We start from the raw sequence: 17400 nt of genomic DNA on the forward strand, positions 1-17400 counted from the left end.
GATCTACTGCTTAACGCATTCGATAATGCTCAGCTCGGATTCCGTCGGGATGATGCGCGTCAGCTCAAAGCCCGCCTCGGCGAACAGGCTGCGATACTCTTCGGCCGTCCGTTCCTTGCCGCCGGGGATCATCAGCATCACCAGGTCCAGGAACTTGCCGGCGAACGGTTCGTTACCGGCCGGGATCACACTTTCCACAACCAGCAGTTTAGCGTCTGCAGGCATCGCAGTGTGACAGTTTTTGAGAATCGTGAGCGACTTTTCATCGTCCCAGTCATGAATGATGTGCCGCATGAACCAGGCATCCGCGTTCCCGGGCACCGCTTCAAAGAAGTTGCCTCCCACAATTTCGCAGCGCTCACTCAGTCCGGCTGCCTCAATGTGCGGCTGAGCCCGTTCGACAACGTGAGGCAGGTCGAACAGAATCCCCTGCATCTCGGGGTACTGCTGCAGAATGTGGGTAATGTTCGAACCGTTTCCGCCGCCCACGTCAACCAGGGTCTGAATGCCTGAGAAATCGTAGGCCTGCATGATCTCTCCGGTTTCCCGGCCATGAATGCCCATCATCGCCTGATCGAAAATCTGGCCTTTGTCTTCATGCTGAGACAGGTATTCAAAGATCGGCTGACCGAAGACCTTATCGAACGAGGTCTTCCCGGTCTTTACGCTGTACATGATCTCGCTCCAGCACTGGAACTGCTCATCGCCCGACATCATCGCCAGTGCCCGCTTGGAACCGGGGACATCGCTCCGCAGAAATTCCGCCATCGGCGTCAAGGTGAATTCCTGCTGCTCGTTTTCCTCAAAGATCCCGATGCTGGCCAAGGCACGCAACACTCGATACAGGGCGCCCGCATTCGTATCGGTAGCGGCCGCGAGTTGGGCCGCAGTCTGGGGGTTGTCGACCAGCAGGTCAGCGATTCCCAGTTTCGCCGCCGCATAAATCGCCTGGGACGTCCAGTAGCCGGTAATCATCTGGTCCAGTTGCTGATGCAGTGCATGCTCCGTCATTGTGCTTTCATCCTGAGAAAGTGGAAGTTATTTTTTTCCGACCGGCGGTGGTTGCGGGCGGGAAAAGGTCAGTTTGCTGTCAGTCGATTCATCGGGCTGATACTCGTAGCCATCCAGGTTGAATCCGGTCAGATCCTCCGGGGCATCGATGCGATTCTGTATCATCCAGGCCGCCATCCGTCCGCGGGCCTGCTTTGCGAACAGGGCGATCGTCCGCGATTTGCCATCCTTGATTTCCTTGAAGACCGGCGTAATCACCGGACATCCCAGCTGTTTCGGTTTCACCGACTTGAAGTATTCATTCGAAGCGAGATTCACCAGGGCCCGCTGTTTCTGTTGGTCGAGATCCGCCTTGAGCGACTCGGTGATTTTATCGCCCCAGAAATCGTACAGCGAATTTCCCTGCCGCGTCTTCAGGCTGGTTCCCATTTCCAGACGATAGGCCTGCATCAGATCGAGCGGACGCAGCACGCCATACAGACCGGACAGGATTCGCAGGTGATCCTGGGCATACGCCAGGTCACGGGCCTTGAACTGACTGGCATTCAGTCCCTGATAAACATCCCCGTTAAACGTCAGCACGGCCTGCTTGGCATTCTTTGTCGTAAACGGACGCGACCATTCATTGAACCGACCATGGTTCAATTCAGACAGATCGTCGCTGATGCTCATCAGTTCGCCCAGCGCTTTTCGCGACATCCGTTTGAGTTTATTGACGAGCGTTTCGGCTTCCTCGAGGAATTCGGGAGTCGAGTATTTGGTGGTCTGTTTCTGGGGATCCAGGTTCAGTGATTTGGCCGGGGAAAGTACTGTCAGCATGGTCGCAATCCGTCTATCTGCAGGTGATTTCAGTTCGCGTTGGTTATAGACCGCGCCTGCCGGAATGTCAATAAACAGATTCCCGCCCGGCTCACGGCCGAATGGCGCGATAGTATTCGATCATCGCTTCGACCTTGTCGGTCTGGGGATGCAGGGAACCCCAGCGGAAGACCATCACCCCGGTCGCCGGACGACGCGTGCCATGGTCTAGGACCGGCTGCACCTGTTTGACGGGCACGGTTTCGCCCCAGTCCGAGAGCTGCACGATAGGCCAGATCTTATGTCGTTCTCCAGGCTGCCCCTTGATACCGAGGTACTTTCCCAGCCAGGCCGTCTGGCGGGAAATCCAGGCCGGGTCTTCGGGATGATTGAAGCGGGCATGATAAGGCATGATGCTGAAGACATCGATGTACTGTGCCTGGGCCTTGAGATCGATGGCCAGCTTGTTTTTCAGCGCCCCGTCGAAATCGGTGTCGGTCCACGGGCAATGGAACGTGCCCAGCAGCGCTTTCGGTCGTGTCTCCTCGATGATCGAATGGAACTCGCGGACCCAGTCGGTGAAAACGTCACACCGCCACTGGGTCCACTTCGCCTTCTGTTCTCCCAGCAGCAGTTTCGAAAGTTCGGCCGTCGGTGCCTCGGGCAGGCTGGTTTTCGTATCCTGCTGATACTGTTTCAGGCAACGTTCACAGAAACAGGTGTCCGGCATGTCCGGCTCGGCCCGTTCCCAGCTGGCGTGACTGTGATGATAATCGAGCCAGATGCCGTCGATGTCGTATTCTTTGAGCACACGACGAAATTCCTCCATCCGAGATGCGCGATAACCGGGATGCGTCGGACAGATACCCTGCCAGCCATGCGGGGGAGGCGAAACCTTCCCGTCCACGCCGATCGGAGCCGCGTCCGAATGCTCCTTGAGATAGCCGGCGACATGCAGCGTGTTGAACTCGGCAAAGACCTGCGCCCCCTGTCGCTTCAGTTGAGCGATCCTTTCAGCTGTCAGACTGCCCGAGCCCATGAAGATCGCATTCACGCCCAGTTCGGGCAGACTGCGGTTCTGCTCCAGTAACTGTGTCGGTGCACCGCCATAGATCCCACGGATCTTAATATGCGGACGGGGTTGGGGCTCCGGTTCCGCTGCGCGGAGAGTGACATTCTGCAGGAGCAGACAAGAGAAAGAGCAGAGCATCCAGGGAGCAATGCGGTGCATGGGAGTGCCTCGTTTCAGGGTTGGATTCATTCGGTTTCTGTTTGTTGTACGATTTTCTGGAGCCATTGACGTGCCTGGCTCCGCTGGGGAATGTCTTTTAACACCCATTCATCGGAATGGTTAGGGTAGGGAAGTGCCATAAACGTGAACTGCCCCGAGATGCCACTGTCTTTGAGATACGCTTCTGTCTGCTGCGTACTCATTTCATGGCTGATGAACTGGGGACGCGTTCCCAGCCGCACCAGTCGCTGGCGAGCAGACGCGGCATCACTGTCGGGGTAATTCCACTTGCGAACGCCGTCGTAATGACTGTGGGGCAGCATCGCTTTCCAGAGTTTCGCGATCTCCGCGTCTCGCAGCCCAATATAATTACAGGCGATGGCACCCCGCGAAAAACCGGTGAGGATGACATTCTTCGCGTCGCCGCCATATTCCGTGCAGATGCGGGCCACGGTCTGCTTACAATAGTCGGCTGTCGCGTCCGGATCGCCCCACCATTTGACGGCATGCTGACCCGTTTTCGGATCAACAAAGGGCAGACTGACCCAGATCATGCCGACACCGCCGGACAAACCATAGCCCAGTTTGCAGTCCTGCACACGGCCCCGACTGACGTCATTCAGGGCATTGCGATAACCGCCGTTGCCCGGGTACTCCATAATGACGGGATACCTCTTCCCGGGCTGCCAGTCAGGGGGCAGATACAGTGCATGGGCGATTTCGGTCTTTTCGAACCCCTGATTCGTCTGCCAGACCCGCTGGCCGGGAGCAGGTGTGCCCCGTGTGACCTCAGGCACCGTCAGGTCAGAGGGCAGGCTGTTGAGATTGACCGGCTCCGCAGCTGCGACGCTGAGTGTGCTGCAGATCAGGATCAGCAATGTCTTGAGCACAGGCATGCGATGGTCCTTTCTGAATCCGCTCAATTCGACTGTTGAAACGCGGCTGCTCCGGGATCGCCGCCCGCCTTGAGGTAAGCCAGCAGATCCAGAATGTCTTCCTGCGAGAGCACGTTAATCAAACTGGCGGGCATCGGCGATGTCTTCGAAAGCACGGCTTCCTCGATTTCCTCGCGGAGCACCGGCACCGTGGTTTGACGAATCGGATCGGTTTCGACGGTGATGGTGGTCTTGCTGACCCCCACCGGTCTGCCGGTCACGATCTTGCCGCTGCTGAGGACGTAGACGGTATAAAGGTATTTCGGATCCATCACTTTGGACGGTTCAATGATCGATTCCAGAATCGCCCGACTGTCAAAGCGTTTGCCAACATTCGAGAGATCCGGGCCGATCTGTGCCCCGGTGGAACCGATCCGATGACACTTGAGACAGTTCGCCGCCAGCAACGCCTGTCGCGCATTTTTGAAGGAACGGTTCTGTGTCACTGAAGCCAGGTGTGGTTCGAGGTCGGTCAATTGCCAGTCTTTTACCACCGGCCGCGCGGGAACAACTTCTTCCACTTCCAGCGGTTTATCGAGGGCGGCGATCTCCTGGCTTAATTGCTGCTGTTGAGTGTCGCTGAGTAACTTCAGGAAGTCGACACGAATATCGCGGAGCCGTTCGGTCAGTTGCTTGCCTCCCGTAAAGTGGCGGGCTGATCCCAGCCAGGCGAGGAACTGACGCTGCGTTTTCGGAGTCCAGCCTGGGGACGCCTGAGTCAAGGCACGGGCGGTGCGGATCTGATCTTCCTGGGGCGACGTATCTGCGAGCAGCGTTATCGCCCGGGGAACGACAGAATCATCGTTCAGATAGACCAGCAGTTCGCACAACATGTGATTCGCGCTGCTGGTCGCATGCGGAAACAGGGGGCTCAGTCGCTCTCTGATTGTCGCAGCCTGGGCTGACATCGGTTTGCCGAGTCGAATACAACAGAGTTCATACGCGCGGAGCAACGCCAGTAACTGTTCCTGCGATAGCGCGCTGATATCGATCCGGTTCAGCGCTGTCAGGACCGCGTCTCGATCTTCAGAAGTGCCTTGATGACACAGGGCAATCAACGCCTCAATTGCTGCGATCGGCGTCGTTTCTGAAAGTGCCCGTTCACGCCAGCGTGAGACATCCTGATGTTCCAGTGCCTTGCGGGCGGTGAAACGCAGCCAGCGGTCATCGCTGCTCAAATGCGTCCAGAGTACGTCGATCTCAGGTACCGGGGAAGTGAGATATGGTTCGAGGTTTCGTCTCAGCTGACGTGCGGTTTTCCCCTGCTCGAGGTCCTGCGCGCTGATCTCAGGCGCCTGGGAAGTCGGACTCTGGTCGGCTCGCGACGTCACGCGATACAGGCCCGATTGTGAACCGCGACCTCCGGTGATGAAATACAGCGCACCGTCGGGCCCGAACTGCATGTCACACACATTCAGCGGCCCTCCTTCCAGAAAGACTTCATACTGACACTGATAGCTGGCTCCCGCAGGAATCAGATCCACGAGCAGGATGCGTCCATTCTGCCAGTCAGCGATATACATGGCGTTCTTGAAGCGGGGCGGAAAGCGACTCTCGGTGCCGAAGACCATCCCGGTCGGAGAACCCAGCCCCGTATTGAGCGTGCTGGGCAGACTGTCTGCATAATACTCGGGCCATTTGCCGGTTCCCCACCGCCAGCCATACTCGCCGCCGGGAATAATATGATTGATGCGGGTCGGGCGATACCAGGGTTGGCCGATATCCCATTCCATGTCGGCGTCGTAAGTAAACATCTCCCCTTCGGTGTTGAAGGCGATGTCGACCTGGTTCCGAAATCCCCCCGCGAGAATCTCCCAGGTTTTCCCTGCCGGGTCGGTCTTGAGAATGTAGCCGACACGATCATCCTGACCGGCGTCGTGCGGGTTGGGCAGCAACTGATCGTTCTGTGGATCGCGATAGGGAGACTGGGGAGAGACTCCCTCAGGAAACGAGACATCGTTGCCGACGACCAGATAGATGTTTTTGTCGGGGCCGAGGACGAGCTGATTGCTGCCATGACCGAACCGGCTGCGGTAATCCAGTGGTTTCAATAACTGCCGCTGATCGAACTGACCATCGCCATTCGTATCCCGGAAGCGATGCAGTCCCTCGCCGTTCGTCTCACTGATATACAGGCTGTCGTGGGCATACAACACGCCACGACAGTGTTTTAACTTGTCGTCGATTTTTTCGAACGCGACTTTGTCGGTATTATCATTGAAAGTGAGCCGCCCCAGGCCGACATCGTCCAGTCCCAGGATCACGCGCCCCCGATCATCAAAGGTCATGCTGATCCAGGAGCTTTCTCCCGCCTGCGCCGAACGCAGCAGTTCTACCTGAAAGCCGGGCTGTACGCGGATCGAACTCACCGGCGTCGCCTGTTGTTCTGCACCGCGCACACTCTGAGTGACACTCGTGAGCAGCAGTGCGATAAGGCACAGCCAGAAAAGATGGTTTCGCATCGGGTTACTCCTGTGTGAGTTTCAGGATGGCAAACACCGGACGGTGATCCGAGGCCAGCGGTTCATTGATGACTTTGGTTTCGATGACTTCAAACCGGCCAGCCGGTCGATAAAAGATGTAATCAATCCGGGAGCGTGGCTTCGTCGAAGGCGCGGTTGGGGTCGCGTCTTTGTCGATGGCGTTGATCCAGCGTTTGAGCAGAACCTGAATCGGTTCTTCTTCCGGGCGGGCATTCATGTCTCCCGCCAGGATCGTGGGGACCTCTGATTCGGACGCGAAATACTGATTGATGGCTTTGGCTTCCGCGACCCGATCTTCATGCACATTATGTTGAAAGTGCGTACTGATGAATCGCAGCGGCTTTCCATCGGGACCCTTCACGGTCACGACGATTGCGCCCCGTGGATAAGTCACCCGTTCGGGAGTACTTTCGGTATAGGGGAGTGGCTGAATCATCACATCCAGAATCGGCAGGCGAGTCAACACTGCATTCCCAAACAGGCCCCCTTCGTAATGCTGTGTCGGTCCGAAGCGAACTTCGAGTCCCGTCAGTTCCGACAGGCGCTGCGCTTCGTGAACGCGGCTGGAACGTTTCACGCCCACATCGACTTCCTGCAGGGCAACCAGGTCCGGCTTGGTCTGTGCAATTACTTTTGCCAGACGGGCTACATCGTATTTGCCATCGGTTCCCTGTCCGTAATGAATGTTGTAACAGAGCACACGCAGGGAATCAGCGGCCTGCACACGCGGTGTATCAAGGCTGTTACTTAAGACGAGAGCGATGACTGTCAGCCAGAGTGAACATTTTAAAAAAGAGGGGAATGAGAAACGGCAAGACTGCAGCATGGTGTCGGTTCCTGAGTGTTTCTGGTGTCGAGGTGCTCTTGCAAAGGAGGTCAGAGCGGAAAGTGTTTCTATTTACTATGAGACAACCATTGTGCCGCGTCAATCCCGGGCCCGGTTTTGGACCGCACAGACTGAGACCGTCGCTAACACGACGATTTCGCCGCGCGTTACAGACTTTCTTTGGCAATCAGACAATTTTTTCAAAAAAGAATGGTATGCATGGGAACACACCGGCCGCTTAGAAACGACATTTCATTTTTTCGACATTCAATCTTAATAAACGCCTTGTAGGATTCCCGCAACTTCGGAGTAGCGGAGCATCCTTCCTGCCTATCCTTCCGACAAAACGGTCAGTCAAGACCATCCTCGGCATCAAAGTGCCTTGAAACGCCAAGTCAATCTGTTTTTCTCTTCGTTTTTGGGAGTTGCTTTGATGCTTCTTCGCTTTTCGCGCCCTGCCGGCGCGCGTACTGCCGTTGCAGTACATCGTCGTGGTTTTACTTTGATCGAGTTGCTGGTGGTAATCGCGATTATCGCCATTCTGATTGCGTTACTGTTACCCGCTGTGCAGCAGGCCCGTGAAGCCGCACGTCGCAGCCAGTGCAAAAACAATCTCAAGCAGTTGGGGATTGCACTGCAGAACTATCATGATACGCACGGCGTCTTCCCTCCCGGCGGCGTGATTGGAACCTGTGCCGGAAATCCTCCGACCAATATTTCCGGCAGCCAGGAATGTAGTGGCCAGAGCCTGGGTGGCAACTGGCTGATCTACATTCTGCCCCAGATGGAACAGAGTTCCCTGTGGGAAAATGCAGCTCCGATTCTGAATACGAATAATCCGCTGGACAGCATGAATAACGTGTTTGGACATTATGCTCCCGCAGCATTCCGCTGCCCCAGTCATCCCTGGGATCGTCGCAGTAACGTCGCGTTTCGTGCCCTGGAGCACATGTCACGCGGTAACTACGCTGCCAACTACGGTTCCGGCAACCTGACAGAGTCTTACACGAATACTCATGCAGGTGTCTTTACCATTAACTCTGCGATCGGGATTCGGGACATCAAAGATGGTACCAGCAATACGCTGCTGACCGGCGAGATCATGTACAACAACGATAATACCTCCGATGCCCGCGGTGCCTGGGTTTATTCCGGCATGGGTGGTTCCGCTTTCAGTACAGGACGGAACCCCAATTCAACAACCGCCGACATCCTGGCCAGCTGTAGCACTACTACCGAGTTGCCTTGTACCGCCGGAAACGATGGAACCCAGATTGCGGCTTCCCGCAGTCATCATACCGGGGGCGTCCAGGTCGGACTGGCCGATGGTTCCTGCCGGTTCATCTCTGAAAATATCAGCCAGGCCATTTACCAGGCTCTGGGAACCCGTGCCAATCGGGAAGTGATTGATAACTTCTAAGCGGTTGTCAGATTTAATTCTGTTATACGAGCCAGCCGGAGAATGGCACGTTTGAACCCATTCTTCGGCTGAGCTGTTGTTTCCTGAATGAGAGGAGCTGATTCTCATGAAAAAATACTACCTGCTGTTGTGCTGTGTATTCTGTCTGACTCTGTCCATTGCCGGTTGCTCAGGAGAACCCGAAGAAGGCGTTCCCGGCGATTCCACACCGACACCGGAATACACCGATCCCTAATCGTCCCTGCAGGCAAGACGATTCATCACGATTTACTCCGCCTGTCTGTCTTATATTTTTCATTTACGTCTCAAGGAGAAGAAGATGTTACGTCTGATTTCGTCCGAGTCCGTTACCGGAAAAAAACGTCGTGGTTTTACCCTGATCGAACTGCTCGTGGTCATCGCGATCATTGCGATTCTGATCGCGCTGCTGTTGCCCGCAGTGCAGCAGGCCCGCGAAGCTGCCCGCCGCAGTCAATGTAAAAACAATCTCAAACAGCTGGGCCTGGCCCTGCAAAACTACCACGACACTCATGGTGTCTTCCCCCCCGGTGGTGTCATCGGTCTGTGTGGCGGTACTCCCCCCACGAACCTGACCGGTCTCCAGGAATGTACCGATCAGCACAGCCTGGGAGGCAACTGGTTGCTCTACATCCTGCCACAAATGGAACAGAGCTCGCTCTGGGATAAAGCTGCTCCCGTGTTGAATGGTCGTGACCCGCTGGATTACATGAACAATATCTTCGGGCACTGGAGCCCCGCTGCTTACCGTTGCCCCAGTCATCCCTGGGATCGCCGCAGTAACGTCGCGTTTCGCTCAATCGAGCACATGTCCCGCGGTAACTATGCTGCCAACTACGGAAACGGCAATCTGACCGATTCCTACACGAATGCCTCTGGTGGCATCTTCACGATCAACTCTTCGATCGGGATTCGGGACATCAAAGATGGGACCAGTAACACCCTGCTGACCGGGGAAGTAAACTACATCAACGATAATACGTCCGATGCCCGTGGTGCCTGGGTTTACTCAGGGATGGGCGGATCTGCCTTCAGTACCGGCCGCAATCCGAACAGCACGACCGCGGATATTCTGGCAAAATGTTCCAACACCGCTGAAATGCCCTGTACGGAAGCCAATGACGGAACCCAGATCGCTGCTCTGCGGAGTCAGCATACCGGGGGCGTTCAGGTTGGACTGGCCGACGGTTCCTGCCGCTTCATTTCTGAAAATATCAGTCAGACCATCTACCAGGCTCTGGGCACCCGCGCCAACCGGGAAGTAATTGATAACTTCTAAGACGGGCTTTTAATGAACTGACTCTGTTTTACTGAATGTTCACAACCGGAGGATCTGCTGGAATCGCATCCTCCGGTTGTTTTATTTGATTACGTGCTGTCTGTATGGCCAGATAGAACTCTGCCGAAAAAATGAGGCTGTGGGTTTTGTCTCGTCCCTCGGTGGCGTAACATATTACTAAAGATTGTTTAGACCACGGGATTCTTTACAAGGATATTTCAATGCGTCGCTTCACACTGACTACCATGCTGCTGGCAGGAATGTTCCTGCTGACCCAGCAGGGGCTGAGCCGGGCGGAATCGTCAGGTAAAACTGCCACAGGATACGTATTTCATGATGCCAACCAGAATCGGAAGTTCGATGCCGGCGAGAAAACGCTGCCGGGCGTTGCCGTCTCGAATGGTCTCAAGGTCGTTCGCACCGATGAAAACGGAAAGTATGAACTCCCCGTTACCGATGACACCATTCTGTTCGTCATCAAACCCCGCAACTGGCGGACTCCGCTGAGCAAGAATCTCACACCCGAGTTCTATTACATTCACAAACCCAAGGGCTCACCCAAGTCACACTTCGCCGGCGTCGCCCCTACCGGACCGCTGCCGAAATCGGTCGACTTTCCTCTCTATCCGCAAAAAGAGCCCAATCAGTTCCGCGCCCTCTTTTTCGGCGATCCACAGCCCCGCGATCAGAAAGAGATCGACTACATCGCCCATGATGTAATCGAAGACCTCGTCGGCACCGATGCTTCGTTCGGCGTCACGCTGGGCGACATTCTGTTTGACGATCTGTCGCTGTTCGAATCGCAGGCACGGGGTATCGCCCTCTTGGGAATTCCCTGGTACAACGTAATCGGCAACCACGACATCAACTACGATGCCCCCAACGATAAGTTGAGCGATGAAACATTCGAGCGGGCCTTCGGTCCCTCTTATTACTCCTTCGATTACGGCACCGTACATTTCATCGTGCTGGACGACATCGAATGGATCGTCACCGACGAATCAAAGAAGAACAAAAAGAAAAAAGGGAAATACCAGGGTGGTCTCGGCAAAGAGCAGATCGAATTCGTCAAGAACGATCTGCAGCAGATTCCCGAAGATCAGCTGGTTGTCCTGATGATGCACATCCCGCTGGTCGGCGTGGAAGATCGCCAGGACCTGTACCGCCTGATTGAAAAGCGTCCCTTCTGTATGTCCATTTCCGGTCATACCCACCACCACGAACACCGCTTCATTACGAAGGAAGATGGCTGGCGGGGCGCCAAGCCACACCATCACATCATCAATGTGACCGTCAGCGGCAGCTGGTGGTCCGGTGCGCCGGATGAACGGGGCATTCCGCATACGATGATGGCCGACGGTGCTCCCAACGGTTATTCCATCATTACCTTTGACGGCAAAGAATATAACCTGGACTTTCGTGCCGCCGGTCGTGCTGCGAAATACCAGATGAATATCATCGCCCCTGAAGCGGTCACCGTCGATCAGGTCGCGGAAACCAACGTGATGGTCAACGTATTTAACGGTTCGGAAAAATCGAAGGTGGAAATGCAGATTGGCGAGTCCGGCAGCTGGGCTCCCATGGAGCGGATTGTCGCCATCGATCCCAGCTTCAAGAAGCTGTCCGAAACGGAGAACGGCGTCGAAGAGAAATCTTATCGCAATCTCCCCAAGGCCAAGAACTCAACCCATCTCTGGCAGGCCAAGCTGCCCGACGGACTGAAGCCGGGTACGCATCTGCTGCGGATCCGCACGGTCGAGATGGACGGCGATGAACATGTCGCGGGACGCGTCATCCGCATCACCCCCGCGAAACCATCCGAGAAGACAGCGTCTACTGAAAAGTAAGCACTGTGAGGATCACTTGCATTGATCTGACGGGACCTGTGAATTCGCTTCACAGGTCCCGTTGTTTTTTCGTTGTGAAATCTTAACGCTGCGAAATCAGCACTTTGTTGACCTTCTTATGGCAGTTGATGCAGGTCATTGTCAGGTGCAGATAACTGAGCGAGGCGCCGTCGATGTTTTTCTCTTTGGCGAATTTAATCACCTGCTTGGCGGCGGAACGAAACTCTTCACTCTGACGGGCAAAGATGGGCCCCTCGACGACCTGCCATTCAGTGGCGTTACTCATCTCGATCATGCGTTTGGCCCCCTTCTGCATCTTCTCGTAATCCTCGATCATCAGTCCTTCGAGTACGAGTTGCGAGCTGGTCAGTTTTTCGTGCATGAACTTGCTGAGCCGCTTCTCACCTTCCAGATCCTTATCATCGCCCGGCTTGCTTTCGCATTGGTCCGCATCGTCAGCACGCGCTGTCTGGATTTCTTCCGCATCGGTTCCGAGTCCCATGATGAACAGACCACAAATCAAGCCGTATACCAGTTTACGCATGGAATCATCCTTCAATTGAATAGCAGGTAAAAGTCAGTGCGCCATTATATTAATGGACTTGCATGTCCTGTATTGTAGTCCGGCGATCGCCTGCAGTTCAATACTGCTTTCGCGAGAAGACCCGGTTAAACCGTGATGGATGAAACACAATGAGTCGAAAAGCGAATAATTATTCCGGCAGTTGTGTCTCGCCGGGCAGCATCGAGAGCCCTTTTTCTTTCGGGATGAAGTAGGGAATCAGTTCCCCCATCAACCGGTTCTGCAGTCCCTCAAACATCTGCTCGCGGGCCTCCTGTTCGGTGGCATTGCGGAGAATCAGAAAGCGGGGATTAACCAGCACCTGTTTGGTCCAGAGTGTCCGCTTGGGAGACTTCTGCACCCACGACAGCTTAAACGCGGCTGCCGTCGATTGCAGTGTTTCCCCGGTGGGAGTGCGTCCCAGCGGATTCCCGGGCGAAGGCCGGCCCCGTTTCGACATCTGCAGCTTGTTCCCCTCCTGTTCCTGGTATTCCATCTGGAAAATCAGCGGCTGGTCTTCCGCCACTTCAAAACCATCTGCTTCCAGGCGATCCTTGAGCACTTCCTGCAGAACTTCTTTGACTTCGTCCTCCTTGCCGAATTTGATATTCACCACGTTGACATTGATACTGACTTTCGAGCCGGTCCTCAGAATCGCATCCGATTCGCTCTGGTAAGCTGCCAGGCCATCCGTGATCTGTTTCTCCGGCAAAGGTACCGTCACCAGTTGAGGCTTACGGTTAAGTCGCAGACGTCCCTTGTCATCGGTCAGTGCACTGTCGGTGTTCGCAAACAGGTAATGGGGAGTCAGGTAGAGGGGGCGGCGGATAATCACGTTTGGTGGCGGTTCGAGGACCCACACACTCCGCCGGCTCTCGCGATCGACGAGCAGGGCACCGTAGAGCAGAAAACTTCTGCCGGACGGGGTCAGTTCCAGCTTGTTCCCTTCGTAGGAAGGCTGACTGAACTGATCGCTCAGGTTGCCGGCTACTTCGAAGGCCCGTTCCGGCTTGCCATCTTCCAGGTTCACCAACCAGATCTCGGTTTTGCCTGATTCGGTGACCAGCATCCCCAGTTGTTTGCCATCCCGCGAAAAATCCAGAGCCTGCAGCGAATAGTATTTTGCACGGGGATCCAGGTGACCGTCCAGCTCCATGAGATAGAGCAGTTTCAGCGTGCGCAGGTCGTAGAAGAAAACTTTGTTACTTGTGTTGGTAGACAGGTAGTTGCCTCCCGGACTGACCAGGTAACTGTGGCTCGCGAACTCGCTGGATTTGATCTCGGTTTCCTGTTCGAGCTTTCCGGTCTGCAGGTCCCAGCGTTTGAGAATCGTTTTGTATTTGCCCCCGTCTTTGCGGATCAACTGCACGAACGCGCCATTGTTCCCGCAGATTTCATATAAAGAGACCACGCTGCCGGGCGCATCAACCTGCCATTCGGAAACGATTTTCCCGGTCGTGGTATCCCAGCAGACCAGCTTGGGGATTTTCGACGTGCGTTCGGTAATATTCAGCAGCAGATATTTCCCGTCTGCACTGAGTTTGAATTTGGGCGTCAGGATCATCCATTCCTGGGGAGGCGTGATCGAGATCTCACCGATTTTCTTCTCCGTCGCCAGGTTCCAGATGTCAAAGTGATAAAGATTACGGTTCTTATACTGCACGGCGACCACCGGACCGGACCCGCTGGGCACCACCAGTTTCTCTTCCGCATTCTTCAGGTCAATTTTCAAGCGTGACGATTCCGGCCAGTCCGCGGTCACCAGCGGCGGATCGACGAGGGACGTCCACTTCTGCTCCGGTTCGGGCTGCGGTTTCGGTTTCGTGGGGACCGGAGTCGGTTTTTTCTCCGCCGGTTGACCGCTCACCGGTTTGGATTGTGCGACCTCCATCGGTTTCGCCGGTGTCTCTGACTCGGCTTTTTCCTCGACAGGCGCGGGGGCCGGTGCCGGTGTCACTCCAGCGGGAGCCAGTTCCTGATGTGGCTGTGCGATCTCTTCCGGTTCTCCACCCCCCATCAGGGAACGGACCAGCGTATAAGAGACAAAGAACATCACCACGAAGGCCACGCTACCAGCAATCATGGTCACCGGAGAATTAGCGCTGTTCCCGGACTGCTTTTTCTGTTTGCCCCCTTTGGATGACGCCTTTTTACGCGCCGGCCGGGCCTGGCGTTCGTAGACTTCCTCGTCGTCCTCGTAGAAATCGTCCAGCAGGTCATCCTCGCCTGCAGGAACCTGCATCCGCTCTCCACAGGATTTGCACTTCAGGGTCTGCCCCGCACGGTCATCGCGGACTTTGTATTCCTGAAAACAGTGTTCACACTGGAATTGAATCATGATTTGGTCCCGCCAGCTAAGAGATCCAGAAAGATAAGAAATGAATTTGGATCGACTGATCTGAAGTACAATAGTCCTGAATTGTTTACAGGAACGCAAGCAGAAATTTCAGATTCCAAAGGATGCCGGTCAGACTGTCATAGCAGTCTCTGGGAGTGCAACCGTGCTTTTCCTCCCGCGTCTGTTATAATCGATTCGCGACCCGCCTGATCTTCCCGTTTCTACCTGTTATCAAAGAGGAATCGAATCGTGCTCAATTCCGGGATGCGTAGCTTAAGTCTGTGCCTGTTGACGCTCTGTCTCTCTCTGTCTGGTCTACGAAGCACTACAGCCGCGGCTCCGCGGACGCCGGGAGATCGACCTAATCTGATCGTGATTATGGTGGACGATATGGGCTATGCCGGAGTCAGTTGTTTCGGCAATCCCTACTTTAAAACTCCCGAGATCGATCGGCTGGCAGCCGAAGGTCTGAAGCTGACCGACTTCCATTCTTCGGGCACCGTCTGTTCGCCCACGCGGGCCGGTCTGCTCACCGGTCGCTATCAGCAGCGGGCCGGCATTGAAGCGGTCATCCATCCGGTCAGCGATCATCCCGAGCATCTGAAAGGTTTGAAACGCAGCGAAAACACCTTCGCCGAACTGTTGAAACAGGCAGGTTACCAGACCGGCCTGATCGGGAAATGGCACCAGGGCTACCCACACAATTCCGCTGAGTATCATCCCGACAATCACGGGTTCGATACCTTCGTGGGTTATCACAGCGGCAATATCGATTTCATCAGTCACGTGGGAGACCACGTCAAACACGACTGGTGGCACGGACGCAAGGAGACCGAGGAACCCGGCTACTCGACGCACCTGATTAATCAGTACGCCCTGCAGTTCATTAAGGACAACCAGGACCGTCCCTTCTGTCTCTACCTGGCGCATGAAGCGATTCACAACCCGGTTCAGGTCCCCGGCGATCCGGTTCGTCGCACCGAAGCCGAAGGCTGGAAACGCTGGAAGCCGGCCCATGAAGGGGAACGCATCGAGAAGTTCAAAGGGATGACGCTCCCCGTCGATGAAGGCGTAGGGCAGATTCGTGAGTTCCTCGTGAAATCGGGACTCGATAAAAATACGTTCGTGCTGTTCTTCTCGGACAATGGTCCCTCGCGTGATTTCCCGAGTGGTAGTCCCACGCTACGGGGCGCCAAAGGTTCGGTTTACGAAGGCGGCCATCGCGTGCCTGCTATCGCCTGGTGGCCCGGCAAGATCGAGGCGGGCACCGTCTCGGATGTCCCCGCGATCAGCATCGATGTCATGCCGACTCTGCTGGGAATCGCCCAGGTGACTCCGCCCCGGGAGCGTCCCCTGGATGGCGTCGATCTCTCTCCGGTTCTGTTTGAACAGAAATCGCTCTCGCCGCGTCCGCTGTTCTGGGCCTCACTTTCGAATCGGGGCGGACGCGCAGAAGCGATGCGAGACGGTCCCTGGAAACTGGTCGTGCAGCATCCCCGCGCAAAACCAGGCACCTTCGAAAATGAAAAGGTTGAACTCTATCGCCTCGATCGTGATCCGGGCGAGAAAGAGGACCTGCAGAAAACCGAACCCGCCCAGGCTGCGAAAATGCTCAAGCAGCTCAAAGCCTGGTACCGCGATACGCAGTCCACCGCGACACCCCAGCCGGGAGGCTGGCTGTCGCAGGGGAGTTAGAGCGGCCAATCGAAACGATCCCGAAATCTCAAAAACCGGGGTTGTGCTGTTTATCGTAAAACGATAAAAATTCGCCGTTCAACAACAAACCCTTTGGAAAGGATTCCTGAGATGGCTCGAAAAGATCGTACCAGTGTCATTTGCCGTATTCTGTATTATCTGTGTGCACTGTCCCTCTGGGTGATGCCCGCATTTCTAATCTGGGTCTGGTTTTGTGCCGACCTGATCGCGAAACAGAATGGCAGGATTCCTGTCCAAGCCATTCCTTTTCCGTTGCCGGTATCAACTAAAGTGGGCATGGTTTTACTCTCAGCCCTGCTGATCGCACCCACGTACTGGGGGCTGATTTCGCTACGTCGTTTTCTCAAAGCCTGTTGTGCCGAAGATTATCTGGGCACACAAAACAGTCGGCTGCTGAAACGTTTTGCCCTGGGGCTGATGGGCTCTGCTTTATTATCTCCCATCTGCGGAGCGGCGCTCAGTGTGGTATTGACGATGCATAATCCGCCCGGACAGAAAATGCTGGCGATCAGCATCGGTTCGAATCAGTTCATCCTGGCGGGAGTTGGCGCACTGATCTTTCTGCTGGCGAATCTGTTAAAGCGAGCCAGCCTGATCGCGGAAGAACACGCCCAGATCATTTAGACGTCTGGTGACCCGCCCGGAATTCAGCTATAGTAGAATCAGAGCTTAACACGAGTTTTAGCGAGCGAAGCAGGAATCGATGCGAATTTGTATAACACTGGATGTCATGCTGGCCCGACGCAAAGTCACCTCACGCGATCTGGCAAAACACGTGGGAATCACCGAGCAGAATCTTTCGCTGCTCAAGTCGGGGAAAGTCAAAGGGATTCGCTTCGCGACGCTGGAAAAGATCTGTGAATACCTGGAGTGTCAGCCCGGTGATATCCTGCGTTATGAAGCGGAAGCACAGAGTCAGGCAGCCTGAGAGGAGAG

The 17400-nt window shown here is 55.3% G+C and carries 15 protein-coding genes; 7 read left to right on the forward strand and 8 right to left on the reverse strand.

Annotation, left to right across the window (positions count from 1 at the left end; all coding sequences use genetic code 11):
• Positions 1–3 precede the first annotated feature (3 nt).
• The 6 genes from F1728_RS22155 to F1728_RS22180 all read right to left on the reverse strand — a co-directional run bounded on the left by F1728_RS22155 (position 4) and on the right by F1728_RS22180 (position 7284).
• Positions 4–1011, reverse strand: a complete 1008-nt coding sequence (locus F1728_RS22155) for a methyltransferase (protein ID WP_155365895.1) — start codon at positions 1009–1011, stop codon at positions 4–6.
• 27 nt (positions 1012–1038) lie between these two features.
• Positions 1039–1830 (reverse strand): peroxide stress protein YaaA, encoded by a 792-nt coding sequence (yaaA, locus tag F1728_RS22160; RefSeq protein ID WP_155365896.1) that lies wholly within the window; start codon positions 1828–1830, stop codon positions 1039–1041.
• Between the two features lie 91 nt (positions 1831–1921).
• Positions 1922–3070, reverse strand: coding sequence for an alpha-amylase family protein (locus F1728_RS22165; RefSeq protein ID WP_228030289.1), 1149 nt, complete (start codon positions 3068–3070; stop codon positions 1922–1924).
• A complete protein-coding gene (locus F1728_RS22170; protein WP_155365897.1) occupies positions 3067–3936 on the reverse strand; it encodes an alpha/beta hydrolase in 870 nt (289 codons plus the stop codon). Before F1728_RS22170 ends, F1728_RS22165 begins: the two co-directional genes overlap by 4 nt.
• Before the next feature lie 23 nt (positions 3937–3959).
• Positions 3960–6437 carry a c-type cytochrome gene (locus tag F1728_RS22175; protein ID WP_155365898.1) on the reverse strand — a complete coding sequence of 826 codons (2478 nt, stop codon included), beginning with the start codon at positions 6435–6437 and terminating at the stop codon, positions 3960–3962.
• Positions 6438–6441: 4 nt separating this feature from the next.
• Positions 6442–7284, reverse strand: coding sequence for an endonuclease/exonuclease/phosphatase family protein (locus F1728_RS22180; RefSeq protein ID WP_155365899.1), 843 nt, complete (start codon positions 7282–7284; stop codon positions 6442–6444).
• A gap of 433 nt (positions 7285–7717) precedes the next feature.
• On the opposite strand from F1728_RS22180, the gene F1728_RS22185 reads away from it, so the two are divergent.
• The 4 genes from F1728_RS22185 to F1728_RS22195 all read left to right on the forward strand — a co-directional run bounded on the left by F1728_RS22185 (position 7718) and on the right by F1728_RS22195 (position 11848).
• A complete protein-coding gene (locus F1728_RS22185; RefSeq protein WP_155365900.1) occupies positions 7718–8704 on the forward strand; it encodes a DUF1559 domain-containing protein in 987 nt (328 codons plus the stop codon).
• A 106-nt stretch (positions 8705–8810) separates the two neighbouring features.
• Complete coding sequence (locus F1728_RS32290) at positions 8811–8939, forward strand: hypothetical protein (RefSeq protein WP_261344472.1); 129 nt, start codon at positions 8811–8813, stop codon at positions 8937–8939.
• 84 nt (positions 8940–9023) lie between these two features.
• Entirely contained in the window at positions 9024–10001 is a 978-nt protein-coding gene (locus F1728_RS22190) for a DUF1559 domain-containing protein (protein WP_155365901.1), read from the forward strand.
• Between the two features lie 221 nt (positions 10002–10222).
• Entirely contained in the window at positions 10223–11848 is a 1626-nt protein-coding gene (locus tag F1728_RS22195) for a calcineurin-like phosphoesterase C-terminal domain-containing protein (RefSeq protein ID WP_155365902.1), read from the forward strand.
• A gap of 82 nt (positions 11849–11930) precedes the next feature.
• On the opposite strand, the gene F1728_RS22200 is transcribed toward F1728_RS22195, so the two are convergent.
• Together F1728_RS22200 and F1728_RS22205 are read right to left on the reverse strand one after the other, a co-directional pair.
• The gene (locus tag F1728_RS22200) at positions 11931–12392 is read right to left on the reverse strand and encodes a hypothetical protein (protein ID WP_155365903.1); all 462 of its coding nucleotides are present in this window, start codon (positions 12390–12392) and stop codon (positions 11931–11933) included.
• Positions 12393–12561: 169 nt separating this feature from the next.
• Positions 12562–14748 (reverse strand): WD40 repeat domain-containing protein, encoded by a 2187-nt coding sequence (locus tag F1728_RS22205; RefSeq protein WP_155365904.1) that lies wholly within the window; start codon positions 14746–14748, stop codon positions 12562–12564.
• Positions 14749–14997: 249 nt separating this feature from the next.
• On the opposite strand from F1728_RS22205, the gene F1728_RS22210 reads away from it, so the two are divergent.
• From F1728_RS22210 to F1728_RS22220, 3 genes are all read left to right on the forward strand, one after another.
• Positions 14998–16443 (forward strand): sulfatase-like hydrolase/transferase, encoded by a 1446-nt coding sequence (locus F1728_RS22210; RefSeq protein ID WP_228030290.1) that lies wholly within the window; start codon positions 14998–15000, stop codon positions 16441–16443.
• A gap of 111 nt (positions 16444–16554) precedes the next feature.
• Positions 16555–17088: a DUF2975 domain-containing protein gene (locus F1728_RS22215; protein WP_145042766.1), complete on the forward strand. Its 534-nt coding sequence runs from the start codon at positions 16555–16557 to the stop codon at positions 17086–17088.
• 79 nt (positions 17089–17167) lie between these two features.
• Positions 17168–17392: a helix-turn-helix domain-containing protein gene (locus F1728_RS22220; protein ID WP_145042764.1), complete on the forward strand. Its 225-nt coding sequence runs from the start codon at positions 17168–17170 to the stop codon at positions 17390–17392.
• Positions 17393–17400: the final 8 nt, after the last annotated feature.

The sequence above is a fragment of the Gimesia benthica genome, from assembly GCF_009720525.1.
Classification (GTDB): domain Bacteria; phylum Planctomycetota; class Planctomycetia; order Planctomycetales; family Planctomycetaceae; genus Gimesia; species Gimesia benthica.

Excerpts from the sequence above, each read along its gene's own strand:
- F1728_RS22155 (WP_155365895.1), bottom strand. The coding sequence starts at position 1,011 with ATGACGGAGCATGCACTGCATCAGCAACTGGACCAGATGATTACCGGC.
- yaaA (WP_155365896.1), bottom strand. The coding sequence starts at position 1,830 with ATGCTGACAGTACTTTCCCCGGCCAAATCACTGAACCTGGATCCCCAG.
- F1728_RS22165 (WP_228030289.1), bottom strand. The coding sequence starts at position 3,070 with ATGAATCCAACCCTGAAACGAGGCACTCCCATGCACCGCATTGCTCCC.
- F1728_RS22170 (WP_155365897.1), bottom strand. The coding sequence starts at position 3,936 with ATGCCTGTGCTCAAGACATTGCTGATCCTGATCTGCAGCACACTCAGC.
- F1728_RS22175 (WP_155365898.1), bottom strand. The coding sequence starts at position 6,437 with ATGCGAAACCATCTTTTCTGGCTGTGCCTTATCGCACTGCTGCTCACG.
- F1728_RS22180 (WP_155365899.1), bottom strand. The coding sequence starts at position 7,284 with ATGCTGCAGTCTTGCCGTTTCTCATTCCCCTCTTTTTTAAAATGTTCA.
- F1728_RS22185 (WP_155365900.1), top strand. The coding sequence starts at position 7,718 with ATGCTTCTTCGCTTTTCGCGCCCTGCCGGCGCGCGTACTGCCGTTGCA.
- F1728_RS32290 (WP_261344472.1), top strand. The coding sequence starts at position 8,811 with ATGAAAAAATACTACCTGCTGTTGTGCTGTGTATTCTGTCTGACTCTG.
- F1728_RS22190 (WP_155365901.1), top strand. The coding sequence starts at position 9,024 with ATGTTACGTCTGATTTCGTCCGAGTCCGTTACCGGAAAAAAACGTCGT.
- F1728_RS22195 (WP_155365902.1), top strand. The coding sequence starts at position 10,223 with ATGCGTCGCTTCACACTGACTACCATGCTGCTGGCAGGAATGTTCCTG.
- F1728_RS22200 (WP_155365903.1), bottom strand. The coding sequence starts at position 12,392 with ATGCGTAAACTGGTATACGGCTTGATTTGTGGTCTGTTCATCATGGGA.
- F1728_RS22205 (WP_155365904.1), bottom strand. The coding sequence starts at position 14,748 with ATGATTCAATTCCAGTGTGAACACTGTTTTCAGGAATACAAAGTCCGC.
- F1728_RS22215 (WP_145042766.1), top strand. The coding sequence starts at position 16,555 with ATGGCTCGAAAAGATCGTACCAGTGTCATTTGCCGTATTCTGTATTAT.
- F1728_RS22220 (WP_145042764.1), top strand. The coding sequence starts at position 17,168 with ATGCGAATTTGTATAACACTGGATGTCATGCTGGCCCGACGCAAAGTC.